18 protein-coding genes are annotated in these 19,221 nt (G+C 66.9%); 9 read left to right on the forward strand and 9 right to left on the reverse strand.

What is annotated here, in order from left to right:
- Nucleotides 1-54: 54 nt before the first annotated feature.
- The 4 genes from MPARV_RS0108315 to MPARV_RS0108330 form a co-directional block, all read right to left on the reverse strand.
- Nucleotides 55-372, reverse strand: coding sequence for a hypothetical protein (locus tag MPARV_RS0108315; protein WP_020377913.1), 318 nt, complete (start codon nucleotides 370-372; stop codon nucleotides 55-57).
- A 283-nt stretch (nucleotides 373-655) separates the two neighbouring features.
- A complete protein-coding gene (locus tag MPARV_RS22495; protein ID WP_051011948.1) occupies nucleotides 656-1,612 on the reverse strand; it encodes a Fic family protein in 957 nt (318 codons plus the stop codon).
- Nucleotides 1,613-1,822: 210 nt separating this feature from the next.
- The gene (locus MPARV_RS0108325) at nucleotides 1,823-3,226 is read right to left on the reverse strand and encodes a sensor histidine kinase (RefSeq protein ID WP_020377915.1); all 1,404 of its coding nucleotides are present in this window, start codon (nucleotides 3,224-3,226) and stop codon (nucleotides 1,823-1,825) included.
- Entirely contained in the window at nucleotides 3,223-3,894 is a 672-nt protein-coding gene (locus MPARV_RS0108330) for a response regulator transcription factor (protein WP_020377916.1), read from the reverse strand. Before MPARV_RS0108330 ends, MPARV_RS0108325 begins: the two co-directional genes overlap by 4 nt.
- A gap of 158 nt (nucleotides 3,895-4,052) precedes the next feature.
- Here MPARV_RS0108330 and MPARV_RS0108335 point away from each other — a divergent pair, with 158 nt between their 5' ends.
- The 4 genes from MPARV_RS0108335 to MPARV_RS0108350 are packed head-to-tail and all read left to right on the forward strand — an operon-like array spanning nucleotide 4,053 to nucleotide 6,642.
- On the forward strand, nucleotides 4,053-4,658 hold the full coding sequence (locus tag MPARV_RS0108335; RefSeq protein ID WP_157789521.1) for a hypothetical protein: 606 nt from the start codon (nucleotides 4,053-4,055) through the stop codon (nucleotides 4,656-4,658).
- Nucleotides 4,651-5,124 carry a hypothetical protein gene (locus MPARV_RS0108340; RefSeq protein ID WP_012228806.1) on the forward strand — a complete coding sequence of 158 codons (474 nt, stop codon included), beginning with the start codon at nucleotides 4,651-4,653 and terminating at the stop codon, nucleotides 5,122-5,124. Before MPARV_RS0108335 ends, MPARV_RS0108340 begins: the two co-directional genes overlap by 8 nt.
- Before the next feature lie 16 nt (nucleotides 5,125-5,140).
- On the forward strand, nucleotides 5,141-6,076 hold the full coding sequence (locus MPARV_RS0108345; RefSeq protein WP_157789522.1) for an FAD:protein FMN transferase: 936 nt from the start codon (nucleotides 5,141-5,143) through the stop codon (nucleotides 6,074-6,076).
- A complete protein-coding gene (locus MPARV_RS0108350; RefSeq protein ID WP_012228809.1) occupies nucleotides 6,073-6,642 on the forward strand; it encodes a ferric reductase-like transmembrane domain-containing protein in 570 nt (189 codons plus the stop codon). Before MPARV_RS0108345 ends, MPARV_RS0108350 begins: the two co-directional genes overlap by 4 nt.
- Here MPARV_RS0108350 and MPARV_RS0108355 read toward each other — a convergent pair.
- Nucleotides 6,639-6,848, reverse strand: a complete 210-nt coding sequence (locus tag MPARV_RS0108355; protein WP_238538846.1) for a hypothetical protein — start codon at nucleotides 6,846-6,848, stop codon at nucleotides 6,639-6,641. The genes MPARV_RS0108350 and MPARV_RS0108355 overlap by 4 nt on opposite strands.
- Nucleotides 6,849-6,885: 37 nt before the next feature.
- Complete coding sequence (locus MPARV_RS25215; protein WP_012228818.1) at nucleotides 6,886-7,503, reverse strand: acyl-CoA-like ligand-binding transcription factor; 618 nt, start codon at nucleotides 7,501-7,503, stop codon at nucleotides 6,886-6,888.
- 99 nt (nucleotides 7,504-7,602) lie between these two features.
- Here MPARV_RS25215 and MPARV_RS0108365 point away from each other — a divergent pair, with 99 nt between their 5' ends.
- Nucleotides 7,603-9,807, forward strand: a complete 2,205-nt coding sequence (locus MPARV_RS0108365) for an MMPL family transporter (protein ID WP_020377920.1) — start codon at nucleotides 7,603-7,605, stop codon at nucleotides 9,805-9,807.
- A gap of 24 nt (nucleotides 9,808-9,831) precedes the next feature.
- On the opposite strand, the gene coaE is transcribed toward MPARV_RS0108365, so the two are convergent.
- Nucleotides 9,832-10,470, reverse strand: a complete 639-nt coding sequence (gene coaE, locus MPARV_RS0108370; RefSeq protein ID WP_031277836.1) for a dephospho-CoA kinase — start codon at nucleotides 10,468-10,470, stop codon at nucleotides 9,832-9,834.
- A gap of 189 nt (nucleotides 10,471-10,659) precedes the next feature.
- Here coaE and MPARV_RS22500 point away from each other — a divergent pair, with 189 nt between their 5' ends.
- The 3 genes from MPARV_RS22500 (at nucleotide 10,660) to MPARV_RS0108385 (ending at nucleotide 14,619) form a co-directional block, all read left to right on the forward strand.
- A complete protein-coding gene (locus MPARV_RS22500) occupies nucleotides 10,660-11,487 on the forward strand; it encodes a sensor histidine kinase (RefSeq protein WP_157789523.1) in 828 nt (275 codons plus the stop codon).
- The gene (locus MPARV_RS0108380; RefSeq protein WP_012228822.1) at nucleotides 11,484-12,134 is read left to right on the forward strand and encodes a response regulator transcription factor; all 651 of its coding nucleotides are present in this window, start codon (nucleotides 11,484-11,486) and stop codon (nucleotides 12,132-12,134) included. The genes MPARV_RS22500 and MPARV_RS0108380 overlap by 4 nt, the downstream gene beginning before the upstream one ends.
- Nucleotides 12,135-12,342: 208 nt before the next feature.
- On the forward strand, nucleotides 12,343-14,619 hold the full coding sequence (locus MPARV_RS0108385) for an aconitate hydratase (RefSeq protein ID WP_020377922.1): 2,277 nt from the start codon (nucleotides 12,343-12,345) through the stop codon (nucleotides 14,617-14,619).
- Nucleotides 14,620-14,658: 39 nt separating this feature from the next.
- Here MPARV_RS0108385 and MPARV_RS0108390 read toward each other — a convergent pair whose 3' ends face one another.
- Nucleotides 14,659-16,086 carry an aldehyde dehydrogenase family protein gene (locus tag MPARV_RS0108390; protein WP_012228826.1) on the reverse strand — a complete coding sequence of 476 codons (1,428 nt, stop codon included), beginning with the start codon at nucleotides 16,084-16,086 and terminating at the stop codon, nucleotides 14,659-14,661.
- 148 nt (nucleotides 16,087-16,234) lie between these two features.
- A complete protein-coding gene (locus MPARV_RS0108395; protein ID WP_012228827.1) occupies nucleotides 16,235-17,791 on the reverse strand; it encodes a CoA-acylating methylmalonate-semialdehyde dehydrogenase in 1,557 nt (518 codons plus the stop codon).
- Nucleotides 17,792-17,898: 107 nt separating this feature from the next.
- Here MPARV_RS0108395 and MPARV_RS0108400 point away from each other — a divergent pair, with 107 nt between their 5' ends.
- A complete protein-coding gene (locus tag MPARV_RS0108400) occupies nucleotides 17,899-19,188 on the forward strand; it encodes an NAD(P)/FAD-dependent oxidoreductase (RefSeq protein WP_020377923.1) in 1,290 nt (429 codons plus the stop codon).
- Nucleotides 19,189-19,221 lie beyond the last annotated feature (33 nt).

Below are 19,221 nucleotides of genomic sequence, written 5' to 3' on the forward strand. Positions count from 1 at the left end.
GGATCGGGTTCAGGCCTCTGAAGCAACGACAGATCGCGAGACCCGAGGTACGCGTCAGCTCGGCCCGTAGACCGACAAGGCAATCATCAGGCCCGCGATCGACACCATCGCGCTGAGCAAAACGGTGAGTTGGTGCCGCATGGCCTTCTCAAGTTCGCCTCTGACTCGATCGACCTTGGCGCTCACCTCAGCGACCTCGGCGCGCACCATGAACTCGAGCTTCTCCGTCTGATGGTCGAGGTCCCGCTTGGTGGCGACATCGGCCCAGCCCACGGGAGGGAGTAGCTCCATCATGGTGGTGGCCCCCTTCTCGCCAACGGCATCGTCGAGTTGCTGGTGGAGATGATATCGGGATTCTTCGGTGACGGTCATGACATGGCTCCTTGATCGAGGTGGCATCCGAACAAGGAGGACGTCGGGTCCTCTGACCGAGCGACCATCCATCAGCGGGCGGTCCGCGTCTCACGTTTCCCAACGTACGCCGGGGCTGTGACATCCAAGGAGAGCGGGTGGTGCGCCAGCCCGCGCCGAAGACCGACAAGCCGTTCGCCAGACCAGCGAGTAGCACCATCGCAGCAGTTCCATCATGACGGTGACCCCTTCTCGCCCACGGCTCCATCGAGTTACTGATGGAGGTGCTCCCTGGCCTTTTCGATCATGGTCGTCGTATTGGAGAGGCGTCATCGGTCGCCATCCGATTCTGAGGCCGATGCATCGTTGCCATAAACGCAGCCATCCGGTCCACACATGCCTGGTGGGTCGCTTTCGCACCGCGCCGCTTCCGGACGAGGCCTGCCTCGATCAGCCGGTTGAGGTCCCGCGGCACCATCCGATCCCCCGCCCGAGCGTATGTTTGGGCCACCGCGGGCGTGATCAGCTTGATCTCGTCCTGGGTCAGCCATCCCAGGGTGGTCATCGCAAGCACCACCTCCCGTTGACGGTCGGCAGCCTTGCCTGACGGATAGCGGCTCATCACCTCGTTGACGTAGTTGATCCAGGCAACACCCAACTGCTGTTGGCGAACAGTGTCGATCTCATCACGGATTCCGTCGACAAACCCCTCGGTTGCGTAGGCCACGAAGTCGACGATGCTGCTGGTCTTACTGGCCCGATCGAGTTCTCGGTAGTACTGGTCGCAAGTCAGGTTGTAGTGATTGGAAAGCAGGTGGGCTGCGGGCAGCGGCACTTTGCCCGACCTGGCGAGGATCAGGAACTCAACCAGGCGGGCGGTGCGGCCGTTGCCGTCGCCGAACGGGTGAATCCACGCCAGGTAGGGGTGGGCCATCATCGCCCGCACCAACATCAGCGAGAAGTCGATCGATGCGTCCTCGTTCTTGAAGTCCGGGCCTTCCAGCCACTCGCAGAGCCGTTGGAGGAGAAACTCGCAGTCGTCCGCCGGTGCACCCCGGTACGGCCCGACGACAACGGAATGCTCGCGGAGTTCGCCGGGCACGGCACCGTCATTGAGCTGGTCGTCGAGGCCGTGCAGAACCTTGCTGTTGTAGTCGCGGATCAGGTCGACGGTGAGCCTCGGGTACTTCCCTCCCTGCACCTCAGCATCGATCGCCCCCTCGATTGCCGTAGTGGCCTGGGCCCCCCTGATCAGCGTCACACGGTTGAGCTCTTCAGCCAGAGCTGGTTGGAGCGGTACTCCAGCGAGGTGCTGGCACTTGGACCTCGCCTCCCCCATCAGTAGCCAGGACCTCGGGCCCATGTCGTTGATCTGTTTCAAGTTGAAGGTAAGCCACGGATGGGACTGCTCATAGGGCCTCGGCATCAACCCGCCCTACCCAACCTGCCCCCTGTTTTGTCCATCGCCTTGTCACTTCGTTCGACTCGCCGCTTGACCGGTCAGAGTGACGCTTTGGTTGATACGGGGAAGGTAGACCTCCACCAGCAGCCCGCCGCCGGGTCGGTCGGCCAGGCTGAGTCCGCCACCAGAGGCCTCGGCCAACCCGAGCGCAATCGGCAGTCCCAGGCCGGTGCCCGGCGTGGCCTGGCCACCCCGCCAGAACCGTTCGAGGGCCCGAACCTTGTGTTCGTCGTCCAGGCCGGGGCCCCGGTCGGCCACCGTCAACCGAACCCGACCCTCGGCCCGCCCCAACGTCACGGTCACCTCGCCGCCGGCCGGGCTGACCGCCAGCGCATTGTCCAACAAGTTGTCGAGGATCTGCTCGACCGAACCGGGCACCGCCGAGGCCCACACGGCCCCATCGGGGCGATCGAGGCGCAACGCCACATCGGCGCCGTCGGCCATCGCCGACCAGGTGTCGATGCGGTCGGTGGCGATGACGCCCACGTCGGTGCGTTCGGCGGGAGGCGGCTGATCGGCACGGGCCAGCTTCAGCAGATCGCTCACCAGGTCGGAGAGGCGCCGGGTCTCGTCGATCGCCGCCTCCACCTCGGCGCCCTGGCCGCTCTCCCCCAGCTCGGCGGCCAGGTTCTCCAACCGCAGCCGTAGCGCTGTCAACGGGCTGCGCAGCTGGTGGGACGCATCGCCGACGAAGGCCCGCTGGGCGCTCAGCAGTTCGTCGAGACGGGTGGCCATCACCCCCATCGCGTCGGCCAGCGCAACGATCTCCTCCGGTGAATCGGCGGGAATGGGCTCCACGCTCAGATCGCCATCGGCGAACCGGCGGGCCGAGGCCTGCAGCTCACGAAGCGGCCTGGTGACCGAGCGGGCCACCGCCCAACCGATCACCCCCACCGCGCCCAGCACCACGGCGGCAACCGCCGCCAACGACAGCCAGAACCGGTGGACGCGCTCGGCCACCTCGTGGGCATCCAACGTCAGGCGCAGCATGCCGTGCACGCTGCCGCCCGAAGCGATGGGCACCGCCACGTAGAGCAGGTCGGTGTTGAGCGTCTTGGAGTGTCGGATGCCCGAGGCCCGCTCGCCGCGCAGCGCCTGTGCGACCTCCGGGCGGGTGGAGAAGTCGCGATCGACCGCCGCGGCGGTGTCCAACACCGAAATGCCGTTGCTGTCGGTGACCACCACCCGTGCCCCGGTGCGCTCGGCGAACCGCTCGGCCTGGGAGGGGTCGATGGGTGCGCCGCCGTCCAGAACGTCCTCGTAGTACGAGGCGAGCACGACGGCGTCGCCCTCGGCAGCGGCGGTGAAGCGATCCTCCTCACGTTGGGAATAGAAGAACGCGAGCGGAAGCTCCAACGCCAACAGCACCACCACCGTCACGGCGAGATAGCCCAGCAGCAACCGGCGGGTCAACGGTCGTCGCCCAGGTCGACCAACCGAAACCCCACGCCCCGGACCGTCTCGATCAGCTCCGGCGCCAACTTTTTGCGCAGCGACGCCATGTGCACGTCCAGGGTTTTGGTCGAACCCCACCAGTGCTCGTCCCACACCGAGTCGATGAGGTGTTCGCGGGTGAGCACCGCCCCGGGGTCGGAGGCCAATTCGACCAGCAGTTCGTACTCCTTGGGGGTGAGCGACACGTTGGCGCCTCCATAGGTGACCTCCCGGGTGCGCTGATCGAGCGTCAGGGGGCCCAGCAGCACCCGACTGTCGGTCCGTACCTCCGCCTCGCCGCCGGTGCGGCGAAGCACCGCGCGAATACGGGCCACCAGCTCGCGAAAGCCGAACGGCTTGACCACGTAGTCGTCGGCGCCGAGCTCCAGAAGCAGCACCCGGTCGATCTCCTCACCGCGGGCCGACACCACGATGATCGGCACGGCCGACTCGGCCCGAAGGCGACGACAAACCTCCCGCCCATCCAGGTCGGGCAACCCCAGGTCCAACAGCACCAGGTCGGCGGCGGGAGCAGCCAGGGCGTCGGCGCCGTTGGTCACCAGGCGCACGTCGAAGCCCTCGCGCTCCAAGCCGGACCGCAGCGGCTCGCCGATGGCAGGGTCGTCCTCGACGACCAGCAGGTTCACCCCGTCACCCTGCCACGCACGGCGGCCGCCCTGGCGATCTTTGTCAAACCTTTACCTTCGCCTGGGCCGACGCTGTCGATCCGATCTCTACGTTGATGCCCGAACCCGGGACGGCACGACCGCCGCTCCGGTTGTGGCTCCCGAAAGGACCTGCTGTGTTGAAGAAGCGCACCGTCGTCACCTCGTTATCGATCGCCGCCATCGTCCTCGCAGGCGGCGCAGCGGTCGCCGCCAACGTCGGCATCCTCAGCGCCGCCGACGACACCCCGATCGGCACCCTGTCCGCTCAGGCCGACATGGCCGGTGTGGCGCCTACGTCACCGCCCAGCACCTCCACCGCCACGTCGGCCGACGCCCCGCAGCGATTTGCGGTAGAAAACGCCGGGCAGGTCGAGGTGCTGCGCAACGGGTCCAAGCTGACGCTGGGCGAGGTGGTGCCGTCGGCTGGATGGCAGGCCCGGCCCGGGACCGTCACCTCCAACTCGGTCGACGTGACCTTCACCTCGGGGGCCGACCAGCTGGTGTTCACCGCCACGTTGGCCGGCGATGGCACCATCACCGGCGCGGCGAAGCGCCCGGGGCAAACATCCGAGCCAATCCCCCAGGCCACCGCAGCCCCGACGGCCCAAGGCCACGATGACGATCACGCCGACTCCGACCACGACCAGGCCGACCACGACGACGATCATTCCAAGAGTGACCACGACAAGTCCGGCCACGACAGCAAGAACGACGACCACGACGGGAAAGACGACGATGACTGACCCCGGAAACCCGACAGCTCAACAGCGACGCCTTGCCGAGCTACAGGCCCGACGGCCGAAGGCCAAGCGACGCCACCCCGCCCGTGCCAGCCGCATCGCAGTGCTCGGCCTGAGCACCACCGCAATGTTTGGCATCGTGGCCAAGCTGGGCGTCGATGCCAACAGCCAGACGGTCGCCACCACCGGCACGCCAAGCGCCCAGGCTGCGACGGTGCCGGCCGGCAATGCCGCGGCGACGCTCACCGACCGGTCGGCCGAGGCCGCCATCGACGCCGAGCTGGCAAACGCCACGGTGGTCACCGCTCCCCCCATCCGGGTGACCGTCCCGCCGGCCGGGGACGCCGGAACGCTCAGCCCCTCGAGCTCGTCGTCTGCGTACGACCCAAGCTCCTACAGGCCCACCCCTGTTGGTGCTGCCATGCCACGTCCCGCTCCAGCACCGGTCCGGACCAGTGGCAGCAACTGAGACCACGTTCCGTGCCATGGCCAGCTCGGTCGTGATCATCACGCTCGACGGTCCGGCATCGGCGGGCCGGGACGCTCGCCTCCGGCTAATCGAGTTGGAGGCGCTCTGGAGCCGCTTCGCTCCGGGCAGCGACATCGACCGGCTCAACACGGCGGCGGGCTCACCAGTTCCGGTCAGCCGCTCGACGATCACGTTGCTGCAGACGATGGTTGCGGCGGCCAACGCGACGGGAGGCCGCTACGACCCCACGGTGCTGCCTGCGCTGCTCGAGGCCGGCTACCGGGCCAGCATCGACGACGCCGACCGCATCACCACGCTGCCGTCGGGGCCCCATCGAAGCTGCGTCGGGATGAGCGAGGTGCACATCGATGGCGATGCGAGCACGGTGACGCTTCCACCGGACGTGGCCATCGACCCCGGAGGCATCGGGAAGGGCCTCGCCGCCGACCTGGTCGCCGAGCAACTGGTGCTCGACGGAGCGGCCGGGGCACTCGTCAGCATCGGCGGGGACCTGGCGGTCGCCGGCGAGTCACCCCAGGGGCACGGATGGGAGGTGGAGGTGGAGGATCCCCACAGGCCCGTCGATGCGCTGGCGCACCTGGCAGTGCCCGCCGGCGGCGTGGCCACCTCGTCCACGATCAGCCGACGCTGGTGCGTGGACGGCACGATCACCCACCATGTGATCGACCCTCGCACCGGCGTCGCCTCGACCACCGACCTGGTTGCGGTCACCGTCGTTGCGCCCCGGGCCTGGCTGGCCGAGGCCCACGCCACCGGTGCGTTGCTCGGCGGGCGCGGCCAGGTGCTGGAGTACGCCAGGGAGCACCGCCTGGAAGCACTGGCCGTCGATGTGGAGGGCCGGGTATTGACCACCGACGGTCTTGAGCCCACCCTGACCCGTCCGACCCTGAGCCGTCCCATCCCATCGTTGCGCGAGAAGGTTCGGTCATGAACAGTCAGGTGTGGTGGTTCGTCACCCGGGCGTCGGGAATGGTCGCCTGGGTGCTGCTGACCGCAACCGTGCTGTGGGGCATCCTGCTGCCCGCAAAGATGTTTCCCAAGCAGCGTCCGGCCTGGATCCTGGACCTCCACCGCTGGATGGCCGGCCTCACCATCGGGTTTCTCGCAGTCCACCTGGGATCGCTGGTCGCCGACAGCTACCTGCACTTCAGCCTCACCGGGCTGTTGGTGCCCGGCCAGTCCGAGTACCGGACGTGGGCGGTGGCGCTCGGCATCCTCGCCATGTGGCTTCTGCTCATCGTCGAGCTGACATCGCTGGCCAAGAAGCACCTGCCCCGTCGGGCGTGGCACGCCGTCCACCTGTTCAGCTACGCCGCGTTCATGTTGACGAGCCTGCACGGCGTACTGGCCGGCACCGACGCCGCCAACCCGTTGTTCCTCGCCACCACGATCGCTGCGGTGGTGGCGGTGGTGTTCGCCACCGTGTACCGGGTGATCACCCGCCGGGAGCGTGGCCGGCGTGTCAGGCGCCTGGATCCAACGGCAGCGGCCCGTTAGTGAGGACCGAAGATCGACAGCGCGATCAGGATGCCTGCCACCGAGAACAGGGCGCTGAGCAGCACGGCGAGCGGTCGCCGCATGGCCGACTCGAAATCAGCCCGGACTCGAAGGCCGGAATTCTCGATCTTGTGCTCCAGCAGCTCGCGAAGTTGATCAAGATCCCGCTTGGTGGCGACGTCAGCCGAACCCACAGGCGGAAGCATCTCCATCATCGTGCTGGCCCCCCTTTCACCTACGACATCATCCAGCTGTTGGTGTAAACGGTACCGCTGCAAGTCCGCCTGCCAGACGGTCGAAGGAGGCTTTGACCAGATCGGGCAGCGGTTCCTGGTGGCCGGTCAGGATCCAGTGGCTGATTGACGATCGCATGCAGGCCAACGCGGTCGCGGCCATGAGCCGGGGCGTGACGTCGTCGGCGCCGGCGCCGCTTCGTCGGGACAGGACATCGGCCACGGCGCTTTCCCACCCTGCTTGAAGTTGGAGGCTGCGGGCCTGGACCGACGGGTTGACGGCCATAATCGCGAAGCGGCGGATGAGCTGAACGCGTTCGGCCTCGTAATCGGCGGCGACCGTTGCGAACGAGGTGCTCAGCGCCAGCCAGGGAGGTTCGGCCGGCGGGCGGCGGGCGAGTTCGTTCGTGGTGCGTTCAAGCCGATCGGCGTAATCGGCCAGCACCACGTCCTCCTTGGTCGGGAAATAGGCAAAGAACGTGCGCGGCGCAATGTCGGCCGCAGCGGCGATGTCGTCGATGGTGGTGGCATCAAACCCGTTGGCTTCGAATCGGTCGATTGCCACCGCCTCGATGCGTTGTCGCCGTTCCCGCTTCTTGCGTTCTCGCAATCCCAGTTCACCTTGCACCCTCCGATCTTGACATTTCGACGCAGCTCCCGCAATACTGCAGTCACTGCACTTTTATTGACGCTCGCTCGCTCGCTCGCCACTTCAAGAGGAGTCACCATGTCAACCTGGCTGTACCGAATTGGGCGGTTCGCTGATCGGCGGAGGTTCTGGGTCATCGGTGCGTGGCTGATCCTCGCCGTGACCGCAGTGGGCATCAATCGGGTCGGAGGCGGCGGAACCGTCGACAACTTCGAGGTTCCGGGCGTCGAATCCCAGGCGGCGATCGACCTGCTGAAGGCGCGTTTCCCCGAGCGGGCCGGGGCCACCGCCATGTTGGTGTTTCATGTATCCGACGGGGTGGTCACCGACCCGAAGAATGCTGCCGGGATCGAGCAGACCATGGCCGAGGTTCGCTCCCTGGACCACGTGCTGACAGCGACCGATCCGCTGGCCGGACCGATGTCGAAGTCGCCCGACGGCGCCACCGCGTTTGCGGCGGTCCAATACGACCGCTCGACCGCCGACTTGGGTCATCCGGCCGTGGAGGCGCTGACCAAGACCGCCACTCCGGCCACAACGGCCGGAGTCCAGGTGGAGTTTGGAGGCGAACTGCCGACGGTGCTGAAGGAGCGGACGACCGGACCTGCCGAGATGATCGGCATGATCGCCGCCCTGATCATTCTGTTTGTGACCTTCCGCAGCGTCATTGCCTCGGTCATGCCCCTCGGTGCAGCCGTCGCAGGCCTGGTCGTCGGGTTGTCGCTGGTCGGATTGCTCGGCGCCTGGATCAATATTCCATCGGTGGCGCCGCGGCTGGGCACGATGATCGGCCTCGGGGTCGGGATCGACTACGCGTTGTTCATCCTGAGCCGCCATCGCGACAACCTTGACGCCGGCCTTTCCAATTCGGAATCGATTGGGCAGACCAACGCCACCGCCGGCGAGGCGGTCGTCGTGGCAGGAGGCACCGTCGTGGTGGCCATTCTCGGACTGCAGCTCGCCGGAATCCCCTTTGTGGCTGCACTCGGCTACTCGGCGTCCCTGGTGGTGGCCGTAGCCGTGGCGGTGGCCATTACGTTGCTGCCGGCAGTGCTCGGCGTGGTCGGCCGGCGGGTGCTGCCAAGGTCGCACCGCCAGGTCGAGGTTCGTCGGCCCGTCGGCACCAAGCCGGTCGACACGACCGGGACCGACGGAACACACAGCGGTTGGGTGCGATGGGCCCACTGGGTGGCCTATCACCCCTGGCGATCGGCGATCACCGCCACCTTCGTGTTACTGCTCCTGGCGGTGCCGATGCTCGATATGCGGCTCGGCCAGGCCGACGCCGGCACCGATCCTGTCAGCACCACGCACCGGCGGGCGTACGATCTGCTCGCCAACGGATTCGGCGCCGGGTTCAACGGACCGCTCTTGGTGGTGGTCGACCTCGGCACCTCGGCCGACGCGTCGGCCGACGCGTTGGTGCTCGACCGCATCGCCACCGCCATCAGAAACGATTCCGGCGTTCGGGTGGCCTCGCCGGCATCGGTCAACGAAGCAGGCGACACAGCCCTGATCACCGCCATCCCCACGACCAAACCCCAGGATCAGGCAACCAGCGGCCTGGTGCACCGCCTCCGGCGCACCACGTTGCCCACGGCGACCGCCGGCACCGACGCCAAGGCCCTGGTCGGGGGTCCGACCGCAGGTTTCATCGACCAGTCCGACAAGATCTCGGCACGGCTCCCTTGGTTCATCCTCGCCGTCGTCTCGCTGTCGTTTCTGCTGCTGATGGCGGTGTTCAGGTCGGTGTTGGTGCCGTTGAAGGCGGCGCTGCTGAACCTGCTGTCAATCGGCGCCGCCTACGGCGTGGTGGTCGCCGTGTTCCAGTGGGGCTGGGGCAGGTCGCTGATCGGGTTGGATGAGGCGGTGCCGATCGCCTCGTTCGTGCCGATGATGATGTTCGCCATCCTGTTCGGGCTGTCGATGGACTACGAGGTCTTCATCCTGTCCCGCATCCGGGAGGAGTACCACGGGGGGCACAGCAACATCGACAGCGTGGTCGAGGGCCTCGGCGCCACTGCCAAGGTGATCAGCGCCGCCGCCTTGATCATGATCAGCGTGTTCCTCGGGTTCGTCGCCGGCGACGATCCGGTGGTCAAGATGATGGGCGTCGGGCTCGCAACCGCCGTTGCGGTCGACGCCACGATCGTTCGCATGGTGCTCGTGCCTGCCACGATGACGCTGGTGGGCGACGCCAACTGGTGGTTGCCCAAGTGGCTCGACCGGCTCCTTCCACGCCTCGAACTCGATCGACCGCCAAGCCACGAGGCCACCGACTGACCGGACGAACGAAGTCCGCCGCAGCTACTTCGAGCCGTAGCGCAAGGTGGCGTCGGAACGCTCGCCACCGTCGCGCCGAGCCTTGAGGTCGGCCCAAAGTTCGTCGACGGCCTCGACGAGCGCCGAGTGATCCCCCGAGTTGTCGATCACCCAGTCGGCCAGCTTGCGCCGCTCCTCGCGGGAGGCCTGAGCCGCGACGCGTTTGCGAGCGTCGGTCTCGTCAAAGTCGCGATGACGAACCAGACGATCGACGGCCGCCTCGGGGTCGACGTCCACCACGACAACCCCGGCCAAACCGGCGAGGCCCGACTCGGTGAGCAGCGGCACGTCCATGATCACCACGTGGTCGGTTTCGGCCTGCGCCAGCACGCGGTTTGCCAGTTCGGTGCGCACGGCAGGATGGACGATGGCGTTCAGGTCGGCAAGCGCCGCCTCATCACCGAACACCTCGTTGGCCACCGCCGCACGGTCGAGGCTGCCGTCCTCGTTGAGGATCTCCTCACCGAAGCGCTCCACCATGGCAACCAGTACCGGCTGCCCTGGGGCCTGCAACTCGTGCACCACAGCGTCAGCATCGACCAGCACCGCCCCCCGCTCCACCAGCAGCCCCGCCACCGTCGACTTGCCCGACCCGATTCCGCCCGTCAATCCAACCAACAACATGGCGGGCGACGGTAGCAGCCACACCACTGTTGACCTCAGATGTGGCGCTCCCCTGCCGATGGACTCCCGGGCAGGTTGTCCGGCCTGCATCTCGCCACCTCCGTCGTGGTCGACGGCATCTCCCAAACGAGGCCCATGGGAACCAACTGGTCCACAGCCGACCCCGAACCGCCTTACCAGGAGTGCCCCGTGGCGGTACCTGATCATCTGGTGCTGGCAGCGCTCAATTCGCTGGAGCGCCAAGCCGCAGTCTTGCCTGAGCCCGCCAACGTCCGCCTGCGCTCCAACCCCCTAGTCTCAGCTGCAGGGGAGATCGACAACGCACGCCTCTGCAGGCTGCTGCGAAACGAGGGCGCTGACGAAGAGCGCAGCCGCATCGCCCGAGACCTGCACGACCGCATGGGCGAGGCACTGGCACTGCTGGGCTTCGAGATGGACCTCGTGCTGGCTCAGGCGTCACCAGACAGCGATGCGCCTGGCACACTTGCTGACGACCTCAGACGGTTGCGCGGCCGCCAGCGCGAGGTGGTGCAGGAACTGCGCAACATCTTGCACGACGCGCGAGCCGAAACCTCCGCCGGGGATGGACCGGCCGCGGCCGTGGCCCAGTATGCCGAACGGATGACCGAACGGACAGGCCTGCGCTTCGACCTCGAACTGGATGCCCGGCTACGCCTGCCTGCCCAGCAGGAACGCGAGGTGTGTCGCATCGCCCAGGAGGCCATGACCAATGTGGAGCGCCACGCTCGAGCCACCTCCGTGAAGGTTTCGTGGGTGAAGCGGGACGGTTGTGCGGAACTACGCGTGCTCGATGACGGCCGGGGCTTCACTCCCGGGCAATCCGGCCGAAGGAACACGTACGGCCTGCTCGGCATGAGGGAACGCGCTTCAGTCATCGGAGCAACGCTTTCAGTCGAGCAAGGATCGGGCCAGGGAACCCTGGTGCGGTGCTCGTTGCCGGTCCTATCCCCCGAGACGGGCTCGGGGGCACCAACACCAAAAGGTAGGCCCACATGACCATCCGACTCATACTGGCGGACGACCATCGAATGCTTCGAGAAGGACTGACCCATTCGATGGTCGACGCAGGTTTCGATGTCGTCGCCCAGGCCGGCGATGGGGCCGAAGCGGTTCGCCTGGCGGAACGTTATGCGCCCGATGTGGTGTTGATGGACGTGTCGATGTCGACAACCGACGGGGTGGAGGCATGCCGGCAGATGCGCTCGATCGTGCCCAACACCCGCGTGGTCATGCTGACGATGCACACGGATCCGGAGACGCTCAGCGCCGCGCTGCGCGCCGGAGCCGTTGGATATCTCGTCAAGGACTGCACCACCGATGAGGTCGCCGAAGCCGTGCGTCTGGCCGCCAACGGCGACACCGTGTTGTCTCCGCAGCTGGCAGAGTCGCTCTTGGCCGAGGTTCGCAGGCTGAACGAGCCCCAACACCCGGTTTCCGAGGAGCGCATCGTCAGCGAGCGTGAGGAGGAGGTGCTCCAATTGATCACAGATGGAGGCTCCACCCCCGAGGTGGCCGCCAAGATGTACATCTCTCAAAAGACGGTGAAGAACCACCTCGCCTCCATCTACCAGAAGCTTGGCGCCCGGGATCGCACGCAGGCCGTGCTCGCCGCCATGCGGTTGGGCATCGTGACGTTGAATTAGCAAACTCAGCAATGACGCCTCTACCCGCAGCTCCACGGGCACCAGGTGCGTCGTCGTGCCATGGGTTCCACCAGCAGCGGGTTGTTGCAGACCAACAGCGGCCCGGGCGCCCCACCACCTGGGAGCTGCCATTCGGCTCGACGGCGTAGGATGATCCCGTCGCCCCCGTGCGACGCACCTGCCGAAACACTTCACCTGAGGGGATCACATGGCCGTCACCGCCAGCACGCCGATCGAACTTGTCAACGCCGCCTACGCCCGTTTCGACGAGCGGATCGATGCCGCCCGCACCCGGCTCGGCCACCCGCTGACACTGGCCGAGAAGATCCTGATCGCGCACCTGGCAGACCCCGACGCGGAGATCGAACGCGGGGGCACCTACAACGACCTGAATCCCGACCGGGTGGCGATGCAGGACGCCACCGCCCAGATGGCGCTCCTCCAGTTCGTCACCGCGGGCCTCCCCCAGGTGGCAGTGCCCTCCACCGTGCACTGTGACCACCTGATCCAGGCCAAGGAGAACGCCCACGTCGACCTGCTCGCCGCTGAGGAGACCAACGCCGAGGTCTACGACTTCCTCGAGTCGGTGTCCGCCAAGTACGGCCTGGGCTTTTGGAAGCCGGGCGCCGGCATCATCCACCAGGTGGTGCTCGAGAACTACGCCTTTCCCGGCGGCATGATGATCGGCACCGACAGCCACACTCCCAACGCCGGCGGCCTGGGCATGGTGGCCATCGGCGTCGGCGGCGCCGACGCCGTGGACGTCATGACCGGCTTCCCCTTCAACGTGCGCTGGCCCCGCCTGATCGGTGTGCACCTCACCGGAGAGCTCAACGGCTGGGCCTCCCCCAAGGACATCATCTTGAAGGTGGCAGACATCCTCACCGTCAAGGGCGGCACCGGCGCCATCGTGGAGTATTTCGGTCCTGGCGCCGCCAGCATCTCCGCCACCGGCAAGGGCACGATCTGCAACATGGGCGCAGAGATTGGCGCCACCACCTCCTTGTTCGGCTACGACGACGCCATGGCCCGTTACCTGAAGGCCACCGGACGCGAGGCCATCGCCGATGCCGCCAACGCCGTCGCGCATCACCTGCGCTCCGACGACGAGGTGCTCGCCAACCCTGCCGATCACTTTGACGAGGTGGTCGAGATCGACCTCAGCACGTTGCAGCCCCACATCAACGGGCCCTTCACCCCCGACCTGGCCCGCGAGGTGGGCGAGTTGGGCGCCGAGGCGCGCGAAAACGGTTGGCCACTCGAGGTTTCCTCCGCCTTGGTTGGCTCGTGCACCAACTCCTCGTACGAGGACATCACCCGGGCGGCGTCGATCCTGCGGCACGCTGCTGAAAACGGCTTGAGGGTCAAGACCGAACTGATGATCACGCCGGGCTCCGAGCAGGTGCGTGCCACGATCGAACGCGACGGCCTGCTTGAGACCTTCGAGGCCGCCGGAGCCACCGTGTTGGCCAACGCGTGCGGCCCCTGCATCGGTCAGTGGAACCGAACCGCGGTGTCCGAAGGCGAGAAGAACACCATCGTCAACAGTTACAACCGCAACTTCCCGAAGCGTAACGACGGCATCTCCACCACCCATGCATTCGTCACCAGCCCCGAGACCACCGTGGCGCTGGCTCTTGCCGGCACGTTGGACTTCAACCCGTTGACCGACACCCTCACCAACGACCAGGGTGAGGAGATCACGCTGGCCGTGCCTGTCGGCGAGGAACTGCCGGCCCGGGGGTTCGACCCCGGCGAGGCCGGTTTCATCGCACCTCCCGAGAACGCATCCGACATCGAGATCGTTGTCAGCCCCGACTCCGACCGCCTGCAGTTGCTGACGCCTTTCGAACCGTGGGACGGCCAGGACTTCGCCAAGCTGCCCGTGCTGCTGAAGGCTCAGGGAAAGGCCACCACCGACCACATTTCCATGGCGGGCAAATGGCTGAAGTACCGGGGACACCTTGAGAACATCTCCGGCAACCTGTTCAACGGCATCATCAACGCCTTCACCGGCGAGGCGGGCACCGGCAAGGATCCGCTTGACGGCGAGACCAAGACCTACCCCGACATCGCCAAGCACCTGGGCGAGTCCGGGGTGCGCTGGGTAGCCGTCGGCGATGAGAACTGGGGCGAGGGCTCGTCGCGCGAGCACGCCGCCATGGAGCCTCGATTTCGGGGTGCCGCCGCCATCCTGGTGCGCAGCTTCGCACGCATCCACGAGACCAACCTGAAGAAGCAGGGTGTGTTGGCGCTCACCTTCGACGACCCTGCCACCTACGACGCCATCGGCGAGGACGACACGATCTCGATCACCGGTCTGGCCGACCTGACGCCCGGCAGCAAGGTGCGTTGCGTGCTCAACCACCCGGATGGCTCAACCGAGGAGTTCCTCACCAATCAGACGATGTCTCCCGAGCACATCGCCTGGTTCAAGGCCGGGTCGGCACTCAACCTGATCCGCCAGGAGCTTGGCGGCGAGTAGCCGGCCGAGCGAGCCGGCGGGCTCCACTCAGGGTGGGGGCTACCTGGCGATGACCACCATGCGTTCCTCGGTCATTTCCCGGACCGCCCAGGCAGGACCCTCTTTGGTGTTGCCGGAGTCGCGGACGCCGCCGTAGGGCATTTGGTCGGTGCGATAGGTGGGCACTTCGTTGACGCACACCCCCCCGTAGTCCAAGCGGTGGGCGGCCTCGATGCCGAGCGACAGGTCGTTGGTGAAAATGCCCGCCTGCAGCCCATACCGGGTGTCATTGGCCCAGGCGAACGCGTCGTTCACGTCGCTGTAGCGGGCCACACCCACCACCGGACCAAACACCTCGGTGCGGCTGACCGCCATCTCCACGTTGACATCCGTGAGCACGGTGGGCTTCAGCAGGCCGTCCGAAACATCGTCGCCGCCGATGACCGCTGTGGCACCTTCTGCGATCGCTTCGGTGACCGCACCGGCCACGCGGTTGGTCTCATCGCTGTCGATCAGGGCACTCACGTTGGTGGCATCGTCTGCCGGGTCGCCCACCACCAGCTCGGACACCTGCGCTTGGAATGCATCCAGAAACTCGTCGGCGACGTCCTGGTGGACGTAGACCCGTTGCACCGAGATGCAGGTCTGGCCGGAGTAGCCGTAGCCACCCGCGGTGATCCGCTTCGCGGCCAGCGCCACGTCCGCGTCCCGGTGCACGATGACCGGGGCGTTGTTGCCCAGCTCAAGCCCAACCCGCTTGCGGGGCGCATCGGCCCGAATGCCCCAGCCGACCTCTGGTGAACCGGTGAAGGTGATGGCCGCCACATCATCGTGTGTCACCAAGGCGTTGGCGACACGGCCCGGCACGGTCACCACGTTGAGCCACCCCGGCGGCAGCCCGGCGTCATCCTCGAGCATGGACGCCAGCAACAGCGCGGTCAACGGCGTGGACGACGCCGGCTTGAGCACCACCGGGCAGCCGGCGGCGATCGCCGGTGCCACCTTGTGACACACCAGGTTGAGCGGGAAGTTGAACGGTGAGATCGCACCGACCACACCGACGGGCATCCGTAGCGTAAAGCCCAGCTTGCCGAGGCCCGCCGACGATGCATCCATCGGCACCATCTCGCCGGTGAGGCCGCGGGCGGCGGCCGCCGAGAAGCGAAATGTGTCCACAGCCCGGGCGGCCTCCACGCGTGCGGTTGCGATGGGCTTGGCCGCCTCAGCACTGATCGACTGCGCAAACTCTTCGTGCCGCTCGGTCAGCGCAACTGCCGCCCGGTCGAGGATCTCGGCCCGTTCATGCGCCGCAGGAGCGCCGCCCCGGTGCCGATCAAGCGCCACGGCCACGGCGTTGTTGACGTCGGCCTCCGTGCCTTTGGGTACCCGTCCCAACTCTCGCCCGTCGTAGGGAGAGAAGACCGAGGTGTGATCATCGGCTTCCACGGCGGCGCCGTCGATCCTCATCGGTGTCACGTTGGTGCTCATGGTGTGCTCCCTCTACCGGCTGACGGAAGGTTGCTCTCGTCGAATCCGGGCGATTGTCGGTCTGTGATGGTGAGTTGGTGATACCCGATCTCGAACCTGGTCTACCCGCCGAAGTGGATCGAGTCGAGCCGCGTCGACGATGGCCCGCTCAGCTGTTGGTTGGGAAGCCCAGGTCGGTACCTCGGGTGGAGGGGTCGGCCCAGCGGGTGGTGACCACCTTGTTGCGGGTATAGAAGGCCACCCCTTCAGGCCCATAGATGTGGGTGTCACCAAACAGCGACTCCCCCCAACCACCGAAGGAGTGATAGGCCACCGGCACGGGGATGGCCACGTTCACGCCGACCATGCCGGCCTCCACCTCGGCGGTGAAGCGGCGGGCGGCCCCGCCATCGCGGGTGAAGATGGCCACTCCGTTGCCATAGCGGTTGGTGTTCACCAACTCGATGGCCGCCTCGTAGCTGGGTGCCCGCACGATGCACAGCACCGGACCAAACACCTCGTCGGTGTACACCGACATATGGGCGGCCACGTCGTCGATCAGCGTCGGGCCCAGCCAGTAGCCGTCGGGACTGCCCGACACCTCGCAGCTCCGACCGTCGACCACCAGCGTCGCCCCATCGGCCTCCGCCGCATCGATGTAGCCCCGAACCCGGTCGCGATGCATGGCGGTGACCAACGGACCCATCTCGGAGGCCTCGTCCGAGCCAGGCCCGATGACGATGCCGCGCGTGCGTTCGGCGATCGCCTCCACCAGGTCGTCGCCAACCGGATCGACAGCCACCACCACCGAGATGGCCATGCAACGCTCGCCGGCCGAGCCGTAGCCGGCGTTGACCGCTGCGTCAGCGGCCGCATCCATGTCTGCGTCAGGCAACACGATCATGTGGTTCTTCGCACCGCCCAGGGCCTGCACCCGCATGCCGGTCACCGAAGCGGTCTCGTACACGTGTCGGGCAATCGGGGTGGAACCCACGAACGAGACTGCGTCCACCCCCGGATGGTGAAGCAGCGCGTTGACCACGTCGGCAGCGCCGTGCAACACGGTGAAGACGCCCTCGGGCAGCCCGGCCTCCGCCCAGCATTCCGCCAGGATCATCGACGCCCCGGGGTCGCGCTCCGATGGCTTGAGGATGAACGCGTTGCCGCAGGCAATGGCCACCGGGCACATCCACAGCGGAACCATCGCCGGAAAATTAAAGGGCGTTATTCCGACGGTCACCCCAACGCTTTGTCGGATGGTGGTGACGTCGATGTCGGTGGATGCCCCCTCGGTGTGGGCGCCCGCCAACATCGACGGGATGCCACATGCAAACTCCACAACTTCGATGCCCCGCTGCAGTTCCCCCGCCGCGTCGGAGCGAACCTTGCCGTGCTGGTCGCTGATGACCATCGCCAGGTCGTCGGCCCTGCGCTTCAGTGCCTCGCGAAACGCAAACAGGACGGTGCTGCGCTTGGACAACGAAGTTCGACTCCAGGCACCATGCGCCCGCCGAGCGGACGCCACCGCCGTGTCGACGTCCGCCGTCGAGGCCAGCCGAACCCGTGCCGCCACGACACCGCGTGCGGGGTCGAACACGTCGCCACATCGTTCGCCGGTACCGGGCCACCGTGTGTCGCCCAACCAATGGTCGATCACCGGAAGCGCCACGTCACCGGTGGTATCGCCGGCGGGTTGGTTGGTTTCACTCACGATCTTGTCCCCCATCGATGGTTCTGATGTATCAGTCATCCTGCCACGCAGTTCGTTTGCCGCGCCCGGGCCGAAGCCGTTTTTCCTTCGTTTCGGAGAGTTGCAGCACTAGATTTCGCTGCGTGCCCGCCCTGCTTGCGCCGACCTACTCCGAAACCGGATTGTGGCAGGCCCAGATGACGCCGCCCCCAGGTTCCCGTGAGGCGCTTCCCACCAAGGTGGACGTGGCCATCGTCGGCGCCGGGCTGTGCGGCCTGGCGGCCGCCGACACGCTGGCGGTTGCCGGGCGATCGGTGGTGGTCTTCGACCGCGAGCCGCTTTGCTGGGGTGCTTCCAGCCGCAACGGCGGCATGGTGATCCCCGAACTCAAGGCAGGTCCGGCATCGCTTGAGCAGCACTATGGCGAGCTGGCGCAGCGCATGTATGCCGAGGCCAACGACGCCTTCGACTTCATCGAGGCGACCATCGCCGGCGACGACGGTCGAGGGGGCATCGAGTGCAACTATCAGCGCAGTGGCCAGTTGTACCTGGCCCATACTCGCTCCCACGTTGGCGAATTGCGCGAGCAGGCTGCTGAGCATGCGGCACTGGGCGAGCCCGTTCGGTTCGTGCCCGCCAGTCGACTCTCGGAGGAGATCGGCAGTGAGGCGTTCTTCGGCGGCGTCGTGTTCGAGCGGACCGGCGGCCTCCATCCAGCCAGGTTCCACGCCGGGTTGGCCTCCCGGGCCATGACGGCCGGCGCCCAGGTGATCGACCGCACCGGTGTCACCGGCCTTTCACGGCGCGGGGTCAGCCACCGGGTGGAGACCACCCGTGGCACCGTCGAGGCCGCCGACGTGATCGTGGCCACCAACGCCTACGCCGACGGCGCCACGCCCGCCCTGAAGCGCAAAGTGCTACCCGTGGGCAGCTACATCATCGCCACCGAGGTGCTCCCCGAAGAACTGGCCCACAGCATCAGCCCCACCGGGAGGATGATGGTGGACACCAAGAATTTCCTGTTTTACTGGCGCCTCACACCGGATCGGCGCCTGGCCTTCGGCGGACGTCGCAGCCTCGATCCCGTGGACGTACCCGAGGCCCGTGACTTCCTCTACGACGCGATGCTCCGAATCCACCCGCAGCTTGCGGGCACAGCGGTGGAGTACGCGTGGGGCGGCAACGTGGCGATCACGCTGGACCGGCTCCCCCACGTCGGACGTATTGACGGAGCCTGGTACGCCACCGGCTGCAACGGAAGCGGCGTGGCGATGAACACCTGGCTTGGTCACCGGCTGGGCGAGGTGCTGACCGGCCAGGCCCCGCCGCCGGCGCTGGCCGAACTGAAACACCGCAACGTGCCCCTGTCGTCGTGGCGTCATGCCTACCTGCCGCTCGTCAGCCGTTGGTTCGACGTCCAGGACCGGCGCTGAACAATCCGGTCAAGGTCCCACGGCGCCGCGGCG

This window comes from Candidatus Microthrix parvicella Bio17-1 (assembly GCF_000299415.1).
GTDB classification, from domain to species: Bacteria; Actinomycetota; Acidimicrobiia; order Acidimicrobiales; family Microtrichaceae; genus Microthrix; species Microthrix parvicella.

What these genes read in the sequence shown, in the direction of transcription:
- MPARV_RS0108340 (WP_012228806.1), top strand. Translation starts at nt 4,651, where the DNA reads ATGACTGACCCCGGAAACCCGACAGCTCAACAGCGACGCCTTGCCGAG.
- MPARV_RS0108390 (WP_012228826.1), bottom strand. Translation starts at nt 16,086, where the DNA reads ATGAGCACCAACGTGACACCGATGAGGATCGACGGCGCCGCCGTGGAA.
- MPARV_RS0108365 (WP_020377920.1), top strand. Translation starts at nt 7,603, where the DNA reads ATGTCAACCTGGCTGTACCGAATTGGGCGGTTCGCTGATCGGCGGAGG.
- MPARV_RS0108380 (WP_012228822.1), top strand. Translation starts at nt 11,484, where the DNA reads ATGACCATCCGACTCATACTGGCGGACGACCATCGAATGCTTCGAGAA.
- MPARV_RS0108315 (WP_020377913.1), bottom strand. Translation starts at nt 372, where the DNA reads ATGACCGTCACCGAAGAATCCCGATATCATCTCCACCAGCAACTCGAC.
- MPARV_RS0108385 (WP_020377922.1), top strand. Translation starts at nt 12,343, where the DNA reads ATGGCCGTCACCGCCAGCACGCCGATCGAACTTGTCAACGCCGCCTAC.
- MPARV_RS0108355 (WP_238538846.1), bottom strand. Translation starts at nt 6,848, where the DNA reads ATGCTTCCGCCTGTGGGTTCGGCTGACGTCGCCACCAAGCGGGATCTT.
- MPARV_RS0108350 (WP_012228809.1), top strand. Translation starts at nt 6,073, where the DNA reads ATGAACAGTCAGGTGTGGTGGTTCGTCACCCGGGCGTCGGGAATGGTC.
- MPARV_RS0108395 (WP_012228827.1), bottom strand. Translation starts at nt 17,791, where the DNA reads ATGGGGGACAAGATCGTGAGTGAAACCAACCAACCCGCCGGCGATACC.
- MPARV_RS0108345 (WP_157789522.1), top strand. Translation starts at nt 5,141, where the DNA reads ATGGCCAGCTCGGTCGTGATCATCACGCTCGACGGTCCGGCATCGGCG.
- coaE (WP_031277836.1), bottom strand. Translation starts at nt 10,470, where the DNA reads ATGTTGTTGGTTGGATTGACGGGCGGAATCGGGTCGGGCAAGTCGACG.